General features: G+C 39.2%; 15 protein-coding genes. 5 read left to right on the forward strand and 10 right to left on the reverse strand.

The annotated features are described in order from the left end of the window. The 4 genes from infB to DV942_RS11745 all read right to left on the reverse strand — a co-directional run bounded on the left by infB (position 1) and on the right by DV942_RS11745 (position 5,312). Positions 1-3,072, reverse strand: coding sequence for a translation initiation factor IF-2 (gene infB, locus DV942_RS11730; RefSeq protein WP_145857694.1), 3,072 nt, complete (start codon positions 3,070-3,072; stop codon positions 1-3). Between the two features lie 60 nt (positions 3,073-3,132). Next, positions 3,133-4,377: a transcription termination factor NusA gene (gene nusA, locus DV942_RS11735; RefSeq protein ID WP_090503332.1), complete on the reverse strand. Its 1,245-nt coding sequence runs from the start codon at positions 4,375-4,377 to the stop codon at positions 3,133-3,135. Between the two features lies 1 nt (position 4,378). After that, positions 4,379-4,843 carry a ribosome assembly cofactor RimP gene (gene rimP / locus DV942_RS11740; RefSeq protein WP_145857696.1) on the reverse strand — a complete coding sequence of 155 codons (465 nt, stop codon included), beginning with the start codon at positions 4,841-4,843 and terminating at the stop codon, positions 4,379-4,381. A gap of 121 nt (positions 4,844-4,964) precedes the next feature. Next, complete coding sequence (locus DV942_RS11745) at positions 4,965-5,312, reverse strand: hypothetical protein (protein ID WP_145857698.1); 348 nt, start codon at positions 5,310-5,312, stop codon at positions 4,965-4,967. A gap of 101 nt (positions 5,313-5,413) precedes the next feature. On the opposite strand from DV942_RS11745, the gene DV942_RS11750 reads away from it, so the two are divergent. Beyond that, a complete protein-coding gene (locus DV942_RS11750) occupies positions 5,414-5,758 on the forward strand; it encodes a phage holin family protein (protein WP_134204319.1) in 345 nt (114 codons plus the stop codon). Between the two features lie 60 nt (positions 5,759-5,818). Here the strand turns inward: DV942_RS11750 and DV942_RS11755 are convergent, their stop codons facing one another. From DV942_RS11755 to panC, 4 genes are all read right to left on the reverse strand, one after another. Next, positions 5,819-6,958, reverse strand: a complete 1,140-nt coding sequence (locus tag DV942_RS11755; protein WP_145857700.1) for an acyl-CoA dehydrogenase — start codon at positions 6,956-6,958, stop codon at positions 5,819-5,821. 351 nt (positions 6,959-7,309) lie between these two features. Then, positions 7,310-8,320 carry a lysylphosphatidylglycerol synthase transmembrane domain-containing protein gene (locus DV942_RS11760; protein WP_145857703.1) on the reverse strand — a complete coding sequence of 337 codons (1,011 nt, stop codon included), beginning with the start codon at positions 8,318-8,320 and terminating at the stop codon, positions 7,310-7,312. Positions 8,321-8,324: 4 nt separating this feature from the next. Continuing rightward, complete coding sequence (gene panD / locus DV942_RS11765) at positions 8,325-8,675, reverse strand: aspartate 1-decarboxylase (protein ID WP_134204325.1); 351 nt, start codon at positions 8,673-8,675, stop codon at positions 8,325-8,327. 187 nt (positions 8,676-8,862) lie between these two features. Further along, positions 8,863-9,708 (reverse strand): pantoate--beta-alanine ligase, encoded by an 846-nt coding sequence (gene panC / locus DV942_RS11770; RefSeq protein ID WP_145857705.1) that lies wholly within the window; start codon positions 9,706-9,708, stop codon positions 8,863-8,865. Positions 9,709-9,858: 150 nt separating this feature from the next. On the opposite strand from panC, the gene DV942_RS11775 reads away from it, so the two are divergent. Together DV942_RS11775 and DV942_RS11780 are read left to right on the forward strand one after the other, a co-directional pair. After that, positions 9,859-10,683 (forward strand): glycogen/starch synthase, encoded by an 825-nt coding sequence (locus DV942_RS11775; RefSeq protein ID WP_244950680.1) that lies wholly within the window; start codon positions 9,859-9,861, stop codon positions 10,681-10,683. Positions 10,684-10,704: 21 nt separating this feature from the next. Beyond that, the gene (locus DV942_RS11780; protein WP_145857710.1) at positions 10,705-12,141 is read left to right on the forward strand and encodes a DUF4270 domain-containing protein; all 1,437 of its coding nucleotides are present in this window, start codon (positions 10,705-10,707) and stop codon (positions 12,139-12,141) included. A 131-nt stretch (positions 12,142-12,272) separates the two neighbouring features. Here the strand turns inward: DV942_RS11780 and DV942_RS11785 are convergent, their stop codons facing one another. Continuing rightward, positions 12,273-12,710, reverse strand: a complete 438-nt coding sequence (locus tag DV942_RS11785) for a single-stranded DNA-binding protein (RefSeq protein ID WP_134204333.1) — start codon at positions 12,708-12,710, stop codon at positions 12,273-12,275. Positions 12,711-12,763: 53 nt separating this feature from the next. Continuing rightward, a complete protein-coding gene (mutY, locus tag DV942_RS11790; protein WP_145857711.1) occupies positions 12,764-13,825 on the reverse strand; it encodes an A/G-specific adenine glycosylase in 1,062 nt (353 codons plus the stop codon). A 169-nt stretch (positions 13,826-13,994) separates the two neighbouring features. Between mutY and DV942_RS11795 the strand changes: the two genes are divergently transcribed. Together DV942_RS11795 and DV942_RS11800 are read left to right on the forward strand one after the other, a co-directional pair. Beyond that, positions 13,995-14,297, forward strand: coding sequence for an HU family DNA-binding protein (locus DV942_RS11795; protein WP_055909222.1), 303 nt, complete (start codon positions 13,995-13,997; stop codon positions 14,295-14,297). 10 nt (positions 14,298-14,307) lie between these two features. Further along, the gene (locus tag DV942_RS11800; protein WP_145857713.1) at positions 14,308-15,186 is read left to right on the forward strand and encodes a tetratricopeptide repeat protein; all 879 of its coding nucleotides are present in this window, start codon (positions 14,308-14,310) and stop codon (positions 15,184-15,186) included. The last annotated feature ends 159 nt before the right edge of the window (positions 15,187-15,345 follow it).

Consider the following 15,345-nt stretch of genomic DNA (forward strand, 5'->3'; position numbering starts at 1 on the left):
TTAAAGCTTTCTTGCTACTTCAACTTGTTCGTAAGCTTCTACAATATCACCAACTTCGATGTTATTAAAGTTTTGAATATTTAAACCACACTCATAACCTTTAGATACTTCTTTCACATCATCCTTATAGCGTTTTAAAGATGCCAACTCACCTGTATACACTACAACACCATCTCTAACGATACGGATTTTGCTGTTACGGGTAATCTTACCATCCAGTACCATACAACCTGCAATGGTACCCACCTTTGTAATTTTGAATGTTTCGCGAATCTCCACGTTAGCCACAATTTTCTCTTCAAATTCTGGATCCAACATACCTTCCATTGCCGATTTAATCTCATTGATCGCATCGTAAATGATAGAATATAAGCGGATATCGATCTGTTCAGCCTCAGCCAGTTTACGTGCACCTGTCGAAGGACGAACCTGGAAACCGATGATAATTGCATCTGAAGCGGAAGCTAACAATACATCAGATTCTGAAATCTGACCAACACCTTTACTGATGATATTGATCTGGATCTGCTCAGTAGATAATTTCAGTAATGAATCTGATAACGCTTCGATAGAACCATCCACATCACCTTTAACAATGATATTAAGTTCTTTAAAGTTACCGATTGCTAAACGACGACCAATCTCATCCAAAGTAATGTGTTTCTGCGTACGTAAGCCCTGCTCACGCTGTAACTGCATCCGTTTGTTTGCAATATCACGTGCTTCGGTTTCACTTTCTAAAGCATTGAAACGATCACCTGCTGTAGGCGCTCCCTGCATACCCAAAACCTGTACGGGTTGTGATGGACCTGCTGAATGAACCTTAGCACCACGTTCATTGGTTAACGCTTTTACACGTCCGCTGTAGCTACCCGCTAAGATTGGATCTCCAACTTTTAAGGTACCGCCCTGAACCAATACGGTAGTTACAATACCACGTCCTTTATCTAAGGCCGATTCGATTACCGTACCTGTAGCACGTTTATTAGGATTGGCTTTCAGCTCTAATAACTCAGCTTCTAATAAGACCTTATCTAAAAGCAAATCAACATTTAAACCGCTTTTGCTTGAGATTTCCTGCGATTGGTACTTACCACCCCAATCCTCAACCAGGATATTCATCACCGATAATTGCTCACGTACCTTATCTGCATTGGCGCCTGGTTTATCTACTTTAGTGAAAGCAAATACCAATGGTACGCCCGCTGCCTGTGCGTGGTTGATAGCCTCTTTTGTTTGAGGCATCACTGCATCATCCGCTGCAATAACAATAATGGCAATATCGGCTGCCTTGGCACCACGTGCACGCATCGCCGTAAAGGCTTCGTGACCCGGAGTATCCAGGAAAGTTACTTTTTTACCTGAAGGGGTAGTTACCATGTAAGCACCAATGTGCTGGGTAATACCACCGGCCTCACCAGCCACCACATTTGCTTTACGGATATAATCCAGCAATGAAGTTTTACCGTGATCGACGTGACCCATAATTGTTACAACCGGAGCTCTTTCAATTAAATCAGCCTCATTATCTTCTTCCTCAATTACATTGTCCTCCTCTTCATCTGGTTTTATGAATTGAATTTCATAACCAAACTCATCGGCCACGATGGTTAATGTTTCAGCATCTAAGCGTTGATTAATGGAAACAAACATACCCAGACTCATACAAGTACCAATAATTTTGGTAACTGGTACATCCATCATGTTCGCTAACTCATTAGCTGTAACAAACTCTGTTACTTTTAATATTTTCGACTGCGATTCAAGCTCATTTGCCGCTTCCTCTGCATTAAATGCTACGTCATCACGTTTCTGACGACGCAATTTAGCACGTTGTGCGAATTTACCAGATTTACCCGCACCACTTAAACGGGCAAGAGTTGCTTTGATCTGATCTTGAATTTCTTTCTCAGTAGGTTCTTCTTTAGGCCCGCTTGGTGTAGCGTTTCTATTTTGGAAACCTGGTCTGTTATTGTTATTTCTATTTCCCTGATAAGGCGTTCCACCCTGTCCGGCTGGTCTGTTTCCCTGGTACGGTGTACCGCCACCTTGCCTGTTGCCCTGGTAAGGCTGGCGAGGCTGACCTGGTGCACCACCCTGACCTGCGGGGTTATGCTGGCCTTGCTGGCCCTGACCACCTTGTTGACCTGGTTGTCCAGGTGCTCCCGGGGTTTTCTTACGTTTACGCTTACGTTTAGCAGCTTCACTATCACTAGATGATGCTACCGGACCATTTCTCCTATCCGGCGTTGTTGGTAAAACAATTTTACCAATAATGTTCGGACCTGTTAATTTAACAGTACGTGCTTTAATTACTTCAGGCTCGTTGCTTACCGGTTTTGCTTCAGCTGGTTTCTCCTCGGCCTTAGGCTGTTCAACTGGTTTCACAGGCTCAGCTGCTTTGGCTACTGGTGTTTCCGCAACTGGTGCTGATACAACAGGAGCTTCTTCTTTTTTAACCTCAACTGGTTTTTCTTCCACTTTTGGTTGTTCAACCGGCTTTACAGGTTCTGGCGCTTTAACTGCTGCTGGTTCTGCAACAGGCGGTGATGCAACAGGTGTTTCATCTTTTTTAGCCGGGCGTGTTTTTGGGTTAAGATCATTTAAATCGATCTTTCCTACAATTTTTACTCCAGGTAATCCGGTTTCTTCAGCTTTATTTTCTTTTACTGGTTCTACTGCTGCCGCAGGTACTGGTGTTGGCGCTTCAGCTTTAGGCGTTTCTACCGCCTTAGGCTTTTCTGCCGGAGGGGTAAATGATTGAGCATTTTTAATTAAAATCTCCTCATTTTTCTCAAAATCGGCATTTTTTTTCGGCGCTTCTACTGGCTTCTCAGTTTCAGGCTCGTCGCGACGTATTTTACCAATCACTATTTGTTTGGCTTCTTCTCTTACGATCTTATCTCCCTGATACTCTTTCAATAAGGCATTATACATCTCACCCGTAAGTTTAAACATAGGGCTCTTCTCGGCAGAGAAGCCTTTTTTGTTTAAAAACTCAACGGCTGTACCCATGCCTATATTAAGTTCTTTAATAGCTTTAATTAAAATGATTGGTTTGTCGTCTGACATTTAGCTCCTGTTATTTTTTATAATAAAACAAAAGTAGTGTTTATTTGGCAATTACACCACTTATTCAAATTCTGACTGTAAAATCTGAACCACTTCTTTAATGGTTTCTTCTTCTAAGTCGGTGCGTTTTACCAAATCTTCTACTGTAAGTGCTAAAACACTCTTAGCAGTATCGCACCCGATAGCCTTTAATTCATCAATGATCCAGCTATCAATCTCATCTGAGAATTCTTCTAAATCAACATCCTCGTCACTTTCTTCACCTGCTTCACGGTACACATCAATTTCATAACCGGTTAATTTACCAGCCAGTTTAATGTTATGTCCGCCACGTCCGATGGCCAATGAAACCTGATCTGGTTTTAAGTAAACCGATGCATGTTTGGTTTCATCATCCAATTTGATAGATGTGATTTTAGCCGGGCTTAAAGCACGGGTGATGTATAATGAAATATTATTAGTGAAGTTAATCACGTCAATATTTTCGTTTTTCAACTCCCGAACAATTCCGTGGATACGTGATCCTTTCATACCCACGCATGCTCCAACCGGATCAATACGGTCATCGTACGATTCAACCGCAACTTTAGCACGCTCTCCCGGTTCACGAACAATTTTCTTGATGGTAATCAAACCATCGAAAATTTCTGGAACTTCCTGCTCGAACAAGCGTTGTAAAAATTCTGGTGCCGTTCTCGAAATAATAATTTTCGGATTGGCATTGATCATTTCTACTTTAGAAATCACTGCTCTTACAGAATCACCTTTTTTGAAATAATCAGCAGGAATCTGCTCGGTTTTAGGCATTAAAAGTTCGTTACCTTCATCATCTAAAACCAAAGTTTCTTTTTTCCAAACCTGATAAACCTCGCCGGTTACAATTTCACCAACACGATCTTTATATTTTTTGAAAATTTCATCTTTCTCTAATTCCAAAACTTTAGAAACGAGTGTTTGGCGTGCAGCTAAAATCGCTCTGCGGCCGAAGCTTTCTAGCGTAATCTGCTCAATATAATCGTCACCAACTTCTAAAGTCGGGTCAAGTTTGTGTACATCAGCAAGTTCGATCTCTAAATCATCATCCTCAGAAAATCCGTCCTCCATTACTTTTCTCGTTCTCCAGATCTCCAAATCCCCGTTATCAGGATTCACAATTACGTCACAGTTCTCGTCTGTTCCGTATTTTTTACGCAACATGCTACGAAAAACCTCTTCCAGCACACTGATCACCGTTGGGCGATCTATATTTTTGAAATCTTTGAACTCTTGAAAAGAGTCGATCAAATTAATTGTTGTAGTACTCATTTTACTTAAATGAAATTAACACACTTGTTTCTAATATATCATTAAACGGAACATCTGTCTGAATTGCTACCGCCTTTTTCCCTTTTTCTTTAACCGATTCTTCAATCAGCAGATTATTTTCTGTAACCGCTAGCAGTTTCCCTTCTTTTTTTGCCCCTTCTTTAAACTTAATGCTTATTGTACGACCAACATTTTTATTGTACTGACGGATTAATTTTAAAGGCTCGCCAACGCCCGGGGAAGAAACTTCTAAATTATAAGCCTGCTCTATTGCATTCTCTTCTTCGAGATGAAAACCAACATGCCTGCTTATGGCTACACAATCCTGTATGCTAATACCTTCGTCGCCATCAACATGAATAATCAATTTATTGTTTGGCAACATTTTCACATCAACCAAAAACAGTTCTGGCCGATCTGCAATTTTTTCCTCTACGAGGGCTGCAACTCTCTTTTCTACCTGCATATTTCAACCTGATTTCATAGAAAAAGGGGACATTGTCCCCTTCTCTTTTCTTCGATTACGATGCAAATGTAGTAATTTTTTACAAAAAATCAAACACCTGCACGAATTATTATGCTGATTATTACCGTTTAAGTGTTTGCTGCTGTGCTTTTAAGTTCTGCTTACCCTTTCCCCTAATCAGATCGCCAACAGTCGCAAATTTTACCCCAATGTAACTTTCTACCAGATACTCCGTACCCTTTGAAAAAGGCCGGTCAGGACTAAACATAAGCGAATCGCCTAATATTTTGATCTTTCCAGATACTTCCCGTTCATCCTGAATACTATCCAGATCGCCTGGCCTGATCAAAACCGAGATCAAATTAACGGTATCAGCTTTGCTCCTATAAGCATTTCTAACCTGCAAAAGGCTCGCCTCATCAATGTTTTTAATAATAATCGAAGTGCTATCTCCAGAAAACTTAATCACCGGTTTATTGTTTCTATTCGAACATGAAAACATGGATATGAAAATCCAAACAATAACCGAATAGGTAAAATAGCATTTATACATTTACAAAAATAACAATTATGAGATTTATTATTGAAATCCTGCTAACAGGACTGGCGTTTTTTATAGGCGCAAAACTAGTGCCGGGGGTGAGTATCGATGGCTTCGGAAATGCCATTATCGCTTCAGTGCTGATTGCACTTGCAAATGCAACAATTGGGTTCATCTTAAGGCTATTAACTTTCCCGATCAATTTTTTAACCCTGGGATTGGTATCATTTATCATCACCGTTTTAATGATTTTACTGGTTGATAACATGATGACCTCTTTCAATACATCAGGCTTTATTGCTGCAGCATTTTTAGCGGTTGTGGTTGCTTTGATTAAGGCTGTATTTAGTGCCATTGCGGGAGAGAAGGAATAATTCAGTTTTCAGTTGGCAGTTTTAAATTCAAAATGCCAACTGAAAACCGCCAACTGGCAACTACCGAATGACCTCTCTTGATATCACCATTTTCTGGATCTCAGAGGTGCCTTCGTAAATCTGGGTAATTTTTGCGTCTCGCATCAACCGTTCTACGTGATATTCTTTAACAAAACCATAACCGCCGTGTACCTGTACAGCTTCTACAGTTACATCCATAGCCACTTTCGAAGCAAACAACTTCGCCATGGAACCCGCCTGTGTATAGGGCAAACCCTGATCTTTTAGCCAGGCTGCCTTATAAACCAACAACCTGGCGGCTTCAATCTGCGTCGCCATATCAGCCAGTTTAAAAGCGATAGCCTGATGCTCAGCAATGGGTTTCCCAAATGATTTACGCTCTTTTGCATACTGAGTTGCCAATTCGAAAGCGCCTTGTGCAATACCCAAAGCCTGGGCCGCAATACCAATCCTTCCTCCTTCTAATGTTTTCATGGCAAATTTGAACCCAAAACCGTCTTCACCAATTCTATTTTCTTTTGGCACTTTAACATCGTTAAACATCAACGAATGCGTATCAGAGCCACGAATGCCCAGCTTATTCTCCTTTGGCCCAACAGTAAACCCCTCCATTCCTTTTTCTACGATAAAAGCATTTATACCTTTATGTCTTAATTCGGGATGGGTTTGTGCAATAACCAGGTAAGTTGATGCGGTACTTCCGTTTGTGATCCAGTTTTTGGTACCATTAAGCAGATAATAATCTCCTTTATCTTCGGCTGTTGTACGTTGCGATGTGGCATCAGATCCGGCTTCGGGCTCTGACAAGCAAAAAGCGCCTATTTTTTCGCCGGCAGCCAGCGGTTTTAGATATTTTTCCTTTTGGGCTTCAGTACCGTAGGCTTCTAAACCGTAACAAACCAATGAATTATTTACCGAAACCACAACAGATGCAGACGCATCTATTTTTGAAAGCTCTTCCATGACCAGCACGTAAGAAATGGCATCAAGTCCGCTTCCGTTATATTTTTCATTCACCATCATCCCTAAGAAGCCGAGTTCTCCAAGTTTTTTTATCTGCTCGGCCGGAAATTTCTGATGCTCATCTCTTTCAATTACGCCAGGCTTTAATTCTTGCTGCGCAAAATCGCGGGCAGCTTGCTGAATCATTAATTGCTCTTCACTTAATTCAAAATGCATAACATTTATGTATAAAAGGTTAGTAAATCAAATATAGCATTTCTGATTGAAATTACTATGGCTGCATAGTAATTTATTTTTAAACTCATTGGCTATTGTAATGGTATATTAGTAAAGGCCTATCGCTTTAACTAAATGTTTCTTTTATTTTTTTGGAAAGCAAGAGCAGTAGTTACCGGGCCCCGATAGCCCTGCCCTTTGCTTTATCCGGTGAAACCTGTGAAACAGGCATGCACACAAAAAAACAAAAGAATAGTGCATAAACCGGGATAATGCTGTCGGTCAGGTTTACTAACAAAAAGGCAGTTGTACTATTAAGCCAACGAAAACCGTATAGCCGCAATAAAAGATTTATTTAGTGGTATGATCTGCGTTAAGAATGGAAACAGCATCCCTTTTGGTTAAAATGAAAAACAAACTTAAACTCCCTAAAACCAGGATTAGCAAAAACTGTGAGGAATGAATAATGGTTGAGTAAGCTAAGCCATCTTTAAAAGATATGCCATACAATACGAGTGACTTGGCAACCATCCAGTGAAAAACACCGATACCGCCCTGAACAGGCGCCGCCATAGCAAAACCTGAAAATACAATTGCTGTAAATGCAGCATTTAAATGTAAATCTGAAGTACTTGGAATGGAAGAAAAAGCAAAATACATAGAAAGCAAGTAGAAAACCCAAATACCAAGGGTGTAGGTTAGGAACAAACCTTTCTCTTTCAACTTGCTGTAAGAGCCAAAACCCTGACGAAGATTTACAAAAATGCGTAAGAATTTTTTACCAAATTTTTGACGGAGAAAATAGATTGAAATAACAATGAGCAACAATATAACAGCACTAAAACCAACTAACCACCAATAGTTAAGCTCATTTAATTTTTTAGCCAGGTTACGATATATGGTTTGATAAAGGAAGTCGGCTACGATATCATATTGAAAGATCAGCATCGCCAAACCAGTCAGAAAAAGCATCACTACATCAAACAGCCGCTCGGTAATTACAGTTCCAATAGAAGCAAACATAGGTACCTTTGCAGCTTTACGGATAACGGAACAGCGACCAATTTCGCCAAAACGCGGCAAAGCCAGATTGGCCAGGTAACCGATCATTACAGCGTGGTACGCATGCCAAAAGCCTACATCGTAATGAATAGACTGATATAACATCCTCCAACGCAAAGCCCGCAACACGTGGGCAATTAAAACCGCAATGGCAGAAATAATTACCCAAAAGTAATTTGCTGTTTTAATTTCCTGCCAAATCTTTTCTAAATCCTGACCACGAAAAGCTAAATACAACACCCCTATTCCTATTAAAAACAGGATGATAAATTTTAGCGCTGTTCTGAGGTCGAATGTCACAAGGTTATTTTAGCAAATGATTATTATCATCAGGAAAAACCAATATCGGATTATATTTTTTGGCCTCTTCTATTGGCAATGCACCATATGACATAATAATGAGCACATCACCTAGCTGAGCCAAACGGGCTGTTGCACCATTTAAACAAATGGTTCCCGTTCCGCGCTCACCTTTTATTACGTAAGTTTCGAAACGTGCACCATTATTATTATTTACAATCTGCACCTTTTCATTAGCAATAATGTTAGCCGCATCCATCAAATCCTCATCTATCGTAATACTGCCTACATAATTCAATTCGGCTTGTGTTACCCTAACACGGTGTATTTTCGATTTTAATATTGTGATAACCATTTGGCAAAGTTAGTAATCAGTTTGGAGTTTCACACTAAAGGAAGACGTAATATGGAAAATGGATGATTATATACGTCATGAAAAGAGTCATACATGATGTCTCTAAATAAATAGCTTAAGGGCCCCTGCCGTTAACCATAAGACCAATTATCTTACACCTCTATCATCTTACCGCTCCTATTTTCCATCACTTTATAATCATATTATCAATCAACCTCGTTGAACCCACCTTTGCAGCAACCAGGGCGACCAGATTATCTTCATCTTTTGATTTGGCCGGCTCCAGTGTATTGCCATCGGCAATGGTAAAATAATCGAGTTCAACCCCTTCTATGCCCTGATAGTATGCTTTTGCCTTATCTACCAGTTCTGCAAGTGGGTATTCATCAAAATGATCAACAACGAACTGCAGCGATTTACTCAAGACAAGTGAATGCAGGCGTTCTTCGGTTGATAAATGGATATTCCGGCTGCTCATCGCTAAACCATCATCTTCGCGGATAATAGGACAGGTAATAATGGTAATAGGCAATTTAAAATAAGACAGCATATTTTTAATCATAAATACCTGCTGGAAATCTTTTTGCCCGAACATCGCCACATCAGGCTCTACCGCATCAAACAGTTTTTTTACAATCTGCGTTACGCCCTGGTAATGGCCTTTCCTAAACTCGCCTTCCAATAAAAATTCGGCTTTACCTAAATCTATATGCCATGCCTCATCAGCACCATTCGGATACATCTCTTCAACATTTGGCATAAACACAGCGTTACAGCCGGCATCGGCCAGCATCGCCAGATCATGCTCGATCGGCCGTGGGTATTTTTCCAGATCTTTAGGATCGGTAAACTGTGTAGGATTTACGAAAATACTGCAGATAATAACATCTGCATTTTGCTGGGCCAGTTTGATCAGTGAGATATGGCCATTGTGCAGAGCGCCCATGGTGGGCACCAACGCTATTTTTTTAGCTGAAGCTTTTAATGGCTGCAAAAAAGCCTTAAGCGCTGCTTTGGTTTTAAATATTTCCAATTTTGGACAATCTAAATTAAAGCTGTAAAGGTGTAAATTAATCTAAATGAAACCAAACAAATGCTTGCTATATTGATAAATAGTATTATTATGCTTACCTTTGCAGCTCATTATCTTTTATTTAACTTAATATTTTCTTAAAATATGGAGATGGCAAAAACGAAGCTGCTGATTGTTACACACGAGATGTCGCCTTTCCTCGAGCTTACTAAAATTTCTGAAATTACGCGTCAATTGCCACAGGCTATGCAAGAAAAAGGATTCGAAATCCGCATCTTGATGCCAAAATTTGGTAATATCAACGAAAGAAGAAATCGTTTACATGAAGTAATCCGCTTATCGGGAATGAACATCATTATTGATGACAACGATAACCCTTTAATCATCAAAGTAGCCTCCATCCCAGCTGCACGCATGCAGGTTTATTTCTTAGATAACGAAGAATATTTCCAGCGCAAACAAGTATTCAGAGATGCCAGCGGAAAATTTTTCGATGACAATGATGAACGTACGATTTTCTTCTGCAAAGGCGCATTAGAGACGGTTAAAAAATTAGGTTGGGCACCAGATATTGTTCACTGCCATGGCTGGATGAGTGCTTTGGTTCCTGCTTACATTAAAACCACTTACAAAAACGATCCTACCTTTAAGAATTCAAAAGTAGTTTATTCTATTTATGAGGATGGTTTTACAGAAAAATTGAATGCAAATTTTGCTACCAAAGCAGTGATGGCCAATATGACGGAAGATGACACTAAAGCATTTTTGCCATCTGACTGTGACAGCATGCACATTGGTGCCATAACTCACTCAGATGCAGTGGTTTTAGGAGACGAAAACTTAAACCAGGATGTGTTAAAATTTGTTAAAGATTCCAATAAGCCAACATTAGCTTTTAACTTAACCGAGAATTTTGAAAACTTCTACAACTTCTATGAAGAGATTTCAAATGATGAATTGGTTTCAGTAGCTTAATCAGGTATTATTATTTTAAATATGAAATTTACAAAACAAGACTTATTAACCCTGTTGATAAGTCTTTTTCTTTTTGCATCATGTAAAAACCCCGATGGTGTTGGTTTAGATGTTGACCCTAATACGGCCATTACCGGAACTTTGGTAGTATCTCCTGTTACCACACAACTCGTACCAGAAGCGGCCGCTAATACTTCAGGGCTGAACCGCTATCCGTTAGGTTACATGACCGATCCTGTTTTTGGTAAAACAGAGGCAGGTATAGCAATGACTGTTTATCCGGCAAGCACCAGTTATGATTTTGGAACGGCACCTCAACTTGACTCAGCTGTTTTAGTATTAAAGTTTGACGAAACGAGCACGGCGACCAAATTTTATGGTGACACCACAAATTCTAAATATAGCATAGATGTATTTCAACTGGCCAATAAGGTAACCAATTATAAAAGTTCTGATGTTCAGGCTATCAATAATACTTTATTAGGCAATTTTACCGGCAAACTGGCTCCAAATACAAAACAAAAGGTATATGATATTGTTAGCGGCAAAGCCGATACTTTAAAAACCGTACCGGCGCAGATCAGAATACCGTTAAACAAGGCATTTATACAAAACGCCATACTTAATCAGGGTACCGCAGGAACAGCGACAGAAAGCAAGTTTATAGAATCTTTTAAAGGTTTGTATGCACAGGTTAATAAAACATCTTCTACAGGCGTTGGCGGGATTGCATTCTTTAACTTTTCAGGAACTGACTCTTACCTGCAACTGGTTTGGAAAAAAACGAATACTTCCAACGGCGTAGATACTGCAACTGTAAATTTCCCTATCGGAAAGCTAGTTTCAAACGGTAGTAGTGGTTCTTTTATTTCGGGTATAGCTGCCAGTATTAAACACGATTACACTGGCACAGAAATACAGAAACAAATTGCTGTTCCAGTTCCACCAGATCCAGCTCAACAGTATAGCGTAACCTATTTACAAGGTTTAGCCGGTGTGAAAACCAAATTAAAGTTCCCGGAATTGATAAACTTTACCAGTACTTACGGAAAAGCGATTATTAATAAAGCAGAATTAGTGGTAGAAATTGGCGAAAGTACGCCTGCATATCCTTTTAACGCCGCACAACGGCTTTCTTTATACCGTTGGGACATTGCACAGCAGCCTGCGAACATACCTGATTACACAACATTTTCAAGTAGCACTTCTGGCGGTGCTGCACTTTTTGGAGGTTATTTCGACTCGTTGAAAAAACGCTACATCTTTATTGTAACCAGTTACGTACAAAGCCTGATCGACAAAAACATGGAAGACTATGGCACATTTCTGGCGCCTACATCTTATACTGATTTTCAGAGTGTGCCAAGTGCCACATCTGCTGAAAGATCGGTTATAGGCGCTGGCAGTGCAACCCCAAATAAGATCAAGTTAAATATTTATTATACGAAGATTAATTGATAATCTTCATGAGATCATCAGAACTCCTGTCTGTAAACCGGCAGGAGTTTTTTGTTTTAAGATTAAAATTAAGCGCATAAAAAAAGCTACCTCTCATCAGGTAGCCTTTAAAAATTACTTTAAATTGCTGATTAAAACGGAAGATCACCGTTTTCATCTGAAGGGCCAATTGTAAATTCATCATCAATTTTAGTTTCAGTGTGTTGATGGGCAGGTGTTGTCGGATTTTGCTCAAAATCGCTTTTTCTACCCAACATGGTAAAGTTCTCTGCAACGATTTCAGTTACATATTTTTTTACCTTTTCTTTATCTTCAAAGGATCGTGTTCTTAGTTTGCCCTCTATATAAACCAGTTTGCCTTTTTGCAGGTATTTGGATGCGACCTCGGCCAATCCACGCCATAATACAATATTGTGCCATTCTGTTTGCTCTACTCTCTTACCGTCTTTGTTGTATGTTTCCGATGTAGCTAATGGAAAGCTGGCTACTGTTACGCCACCGTCTAAATGCCGTACTTCAGGGTCTTTGCCTAAATGGCCTACTAAAATAACTTTGTTAATCCCAGACATAAATATTTTTGGTTAGTTGTTTTCTTTTACAAATGCGCCATATAAGATGGTTATTATTCCATTTTGTCCTTATAAAAATATTCCTGAACAAAATCATGGATTACTTTTGGCTGCGGCAACTCATCTAATTTATTCAAAGAAACCCAATTAAGTTCCTTTTGTTTATTAAAGTTAAATATATAATTTTTTAATGCAAAAAATTGCACATGGATTATTTGGTGTGTTAAAACGTGTTTTTTAGCACTTATCAAACTAAATTCGGCATGATTTCCAAATACCGATTTTACCTGATCAATAAATAATGAATCTTTCCATTCATATTGTTGAGTCGTTTCTATACTAGGGAAATCATATAAATGCTGCCAAACATCACCCGCCTGCCTCTCTCTGATCAACACCCTATCGTCTTCAAAACAAATAAAATAATTGAGGTATCGATGTTTCTGTGCGGCTTTACGTATTTTAACCGGTAACGCATTTACCTGATCATAATTGAAAGCATAACAATCCTGACTGAGCGGACAAATGCCGCAATTGGGCGATTTTGGTTTACACTGTATTGCCCCAAACTCCATAATAGCCTGGTTATAAAGGGCAGGATCTTCCTTATATAACAAATCGTTCGCCAAAACATAAAACTCTTTTTTACCGACAGGGCTATTTATTGGAGTAGCTAAACCATAAAACCTGGACAGCACCCTAAACACATTTCCATCTACCACAGCCCGTGCTTCTCCTGAGGAAAATGAAGAGATTGCTGCAGCAGTATACTCACCAATTCCTTTCAATTTTATGAGCTCATCATGCAGATTCGGGAAGATTCCACCATAATCCTGCACCACAATACGGGCTGTTGCATGCATATTCCTTCCTCTGGAATAATAACCCAAACCCTGCCAAAGCTTTAGAACTTTGGCTTCTGTTGCATGGGCAAAGTCGGTAACTGTTGGGAAATTTTCCAAAAACCGATTGAAGTATGGAAGCCCCTGCTCTACTCTGGTTTGTTGTAATATAACCTCTGATAACCAGATGGTATAAGCATCATTGGTGTGCCTCCATGGCAGGTCCCTTTTATTGATCAGGTACCAATTGATGAGTTCATTTTGAAATGTCATTACCGCAAATTACGGTCTATTTATCCAATTAAAAAAAAACTTGCAATAGCCTGATAAGTCTGCCGATAAAAAAATCATCTTTTATTTCCCTATCTCATTAAAAAGCAATACTTTTGCAACCCCAAAACAGTAGTAATATTAAAACATAATATATAATAAATAATAAAATATGACTAAGGCAGATATTATTTCAGAAATATCAACAAAAACCGGAATTGAGAAGGTTGATGTACAGGAAACAGTTGAGGCATTTTTCAAGGTTATCAAAACCAGCATGATTGGCGGTGAAAATGTATACGTTAGAGGCTTCGGGAGCTTTGTTGTTAAAAAGAGAGCGCAAAAAACTGCGAGAAATATCTCAAAAAACACTGCAATAATCATCCCTGAACACTTCGTTCCTAGCTTTAAACCAGCAAAAGTATTTGTTGATAAAGTGAAAAGTAATTCAAAAAAAATTAAAGTAGAAGCCTAAGTCTTAATATATGGATAGCAACATCAGATCAAAACAAACCATTGTTATTGGAGCGATTGTATTGCTTGTTGCATTCTTATTTACCAGAGACATTAAGGGTTTGGTTAAACCAACGGAAGAAAATGGAAAAATGCCTTCAAGTGGCCAAATGGCCGGAGCGGCATCTCCATCACCAGCATCGGTACTAAACCTCGAAACTTCCTCTACAGCTGCAAAGAATGTAATCAATAAAAATTTGGCTACAGATATTACAGCTTTAGAAAACAGCTACAAAGGCGCAAATGGCACAGAAAAGATTCAATTTGCCAAACAATTGGCCCAGAAATGGGACGATGTTGAACAAATTACCCCATCTGCCCTGTATTTAGAAGTTGTAGCCGAAGGCGAACCATCCACAAAATCGTGGTTAGCTGCCGGAAATCAATTTATAAAAGCTTTTGAGAGCACACAAGACAGCTTAGCGCAGCCTGCTTTACTGCAAAAAGCCAATATGTCTTACAAAAAAGCATTAGAGAAGGACTCTACAAACATTGAAGCTAAAACAGGCTTAGGTGTAACCATAGTAAACGGCTTGGGTGCACCAATGCAAGGTATTGCAATGTTGTTGGAAGTTGTGGCTAAAGAACCTAAAAATGTAAAGGCCAATATGAATTTAGGGTTGTTCTCGATAAAATCAGGTCAGTTTGACAAAGCAATTCCCCGTTTTAATACGGTAATTGCTACAGCTCCGACCCCTGAAGCCTATTTTTATTTAGGAACAGCTTTAGAAAATTTAGGCAGAAATAAAGAAGCAGTTGATGCTTATCTATCAAGCAAAAAATTAGCGGCTAACCCAACCTTATCTTCTTTTATCGATAAGAAGGTGGCTGAACTAAAGAATAAAAATTAATTAACAGATTAATAAAAACATTTAAAACTTAAAACTATGCCAAGCGGTAAAAAAAGAAAAAGACATAAAATGGCTACCCACAAACGTAAAAAACGTTTAAGAAAAAACAGACATAAGAAAAAATAGTTTCTTATTTTGATTAAGCCAGTTAAACCTCAT

Source organism: Pedobacter suwonensis, from assembly GCF_007833675.1.
GTDB classification, from domain to species: Bacteria; Bacteroidota; Bacteroidia; order Sphingobacteriales; family Sphingobacteriaceae; genus Pedobacter; species Pedobacter suwonensis.

Excerpts from the sequence above, each read along its gene's own strand:
- infB (WP_145857694.1), bottom strand. The coding sequence starts at position 3,072 with ATGTCAGACGACAAACCAATCATTTTAATTAAAGCTATTAAAGAACTT.
- nusA (WP_090503332.1), bottom strand. The coding sequence starts at position 4,377 with ATGAGTACTACAACAATTAATTTGATCGACTCTTTTCAAGAGTTCAAA.
- rimP (WP_145857696.1), bottom strand. The coding sequence starts at position 4,843 with ATGCAGGTAGAAAAGAGAGTTGCAGCCCTCGTAGAGGAAAAAATTGCA.
- DV942_RS11750 (WP_134204319.1), top strand. The coding sequence starts at position 5,414 with ATGAGATTTATTATTGAAATCCTGCTAACAGGACTGGCGTTTTTTATA.
- DV942_RS11755 (WP_145857700.1), bottom strand. The coding sequence starts at position 6,958 with ATGCATTTTGAATTAAGTGAAGAGCAATTAATGATTCAGCAAGCTGCC.
- panD (WP_134204325.1), bottom strand. The coding sequence starts at position 8,675 with ATGGTTATCACAATATTAAAATCGAAAATACACCGTGTTAGGGTAACA.
- DV942_RS11775 (WP_244950680.1), top strand. The coding sequence starts at position 9,859 with ATGGCAAAAACGAAGCTGCTGATTGTTACACACGAGATGTCGCCTTTC.
- DV942_RS11780 (WP_145857710.1), top strand. The coding sequence starts at position 10,705 with ATGAAATTTACAAAACAAGACTTATTAACCCTGTTGATAAGTCTTTTT.
- DV942_RS11785 (WP_134204333.1), bottom strand. The coding sequence starts at position 12,710 with ATGTCTGGGATTAACAAAGTTATTTTAGTAGGCCATTTAGGCAAAGAC.
- mutY (WP_145857711.1), bottom strand. The coding sequence starts at position 13,825 with ATGACATTTCAAAATGAACTCATCAATTGGTACCTGATCAATAAAAGG.
- DV942_RS11795 (WP_055909222.1), top strand. The coding sequence starts at position 13,995 with ATGACTAAGGCAGATATTATTTCAGAAATATCAACAAAAACCGGAATT.
- DV942_RS11800 (WP_145857713.1), top strand. The coding sequence starts at position 14,308 with ATGGATAGCAACATCAGATCAAAACAAACCATTGTTATTGGAGCGATT.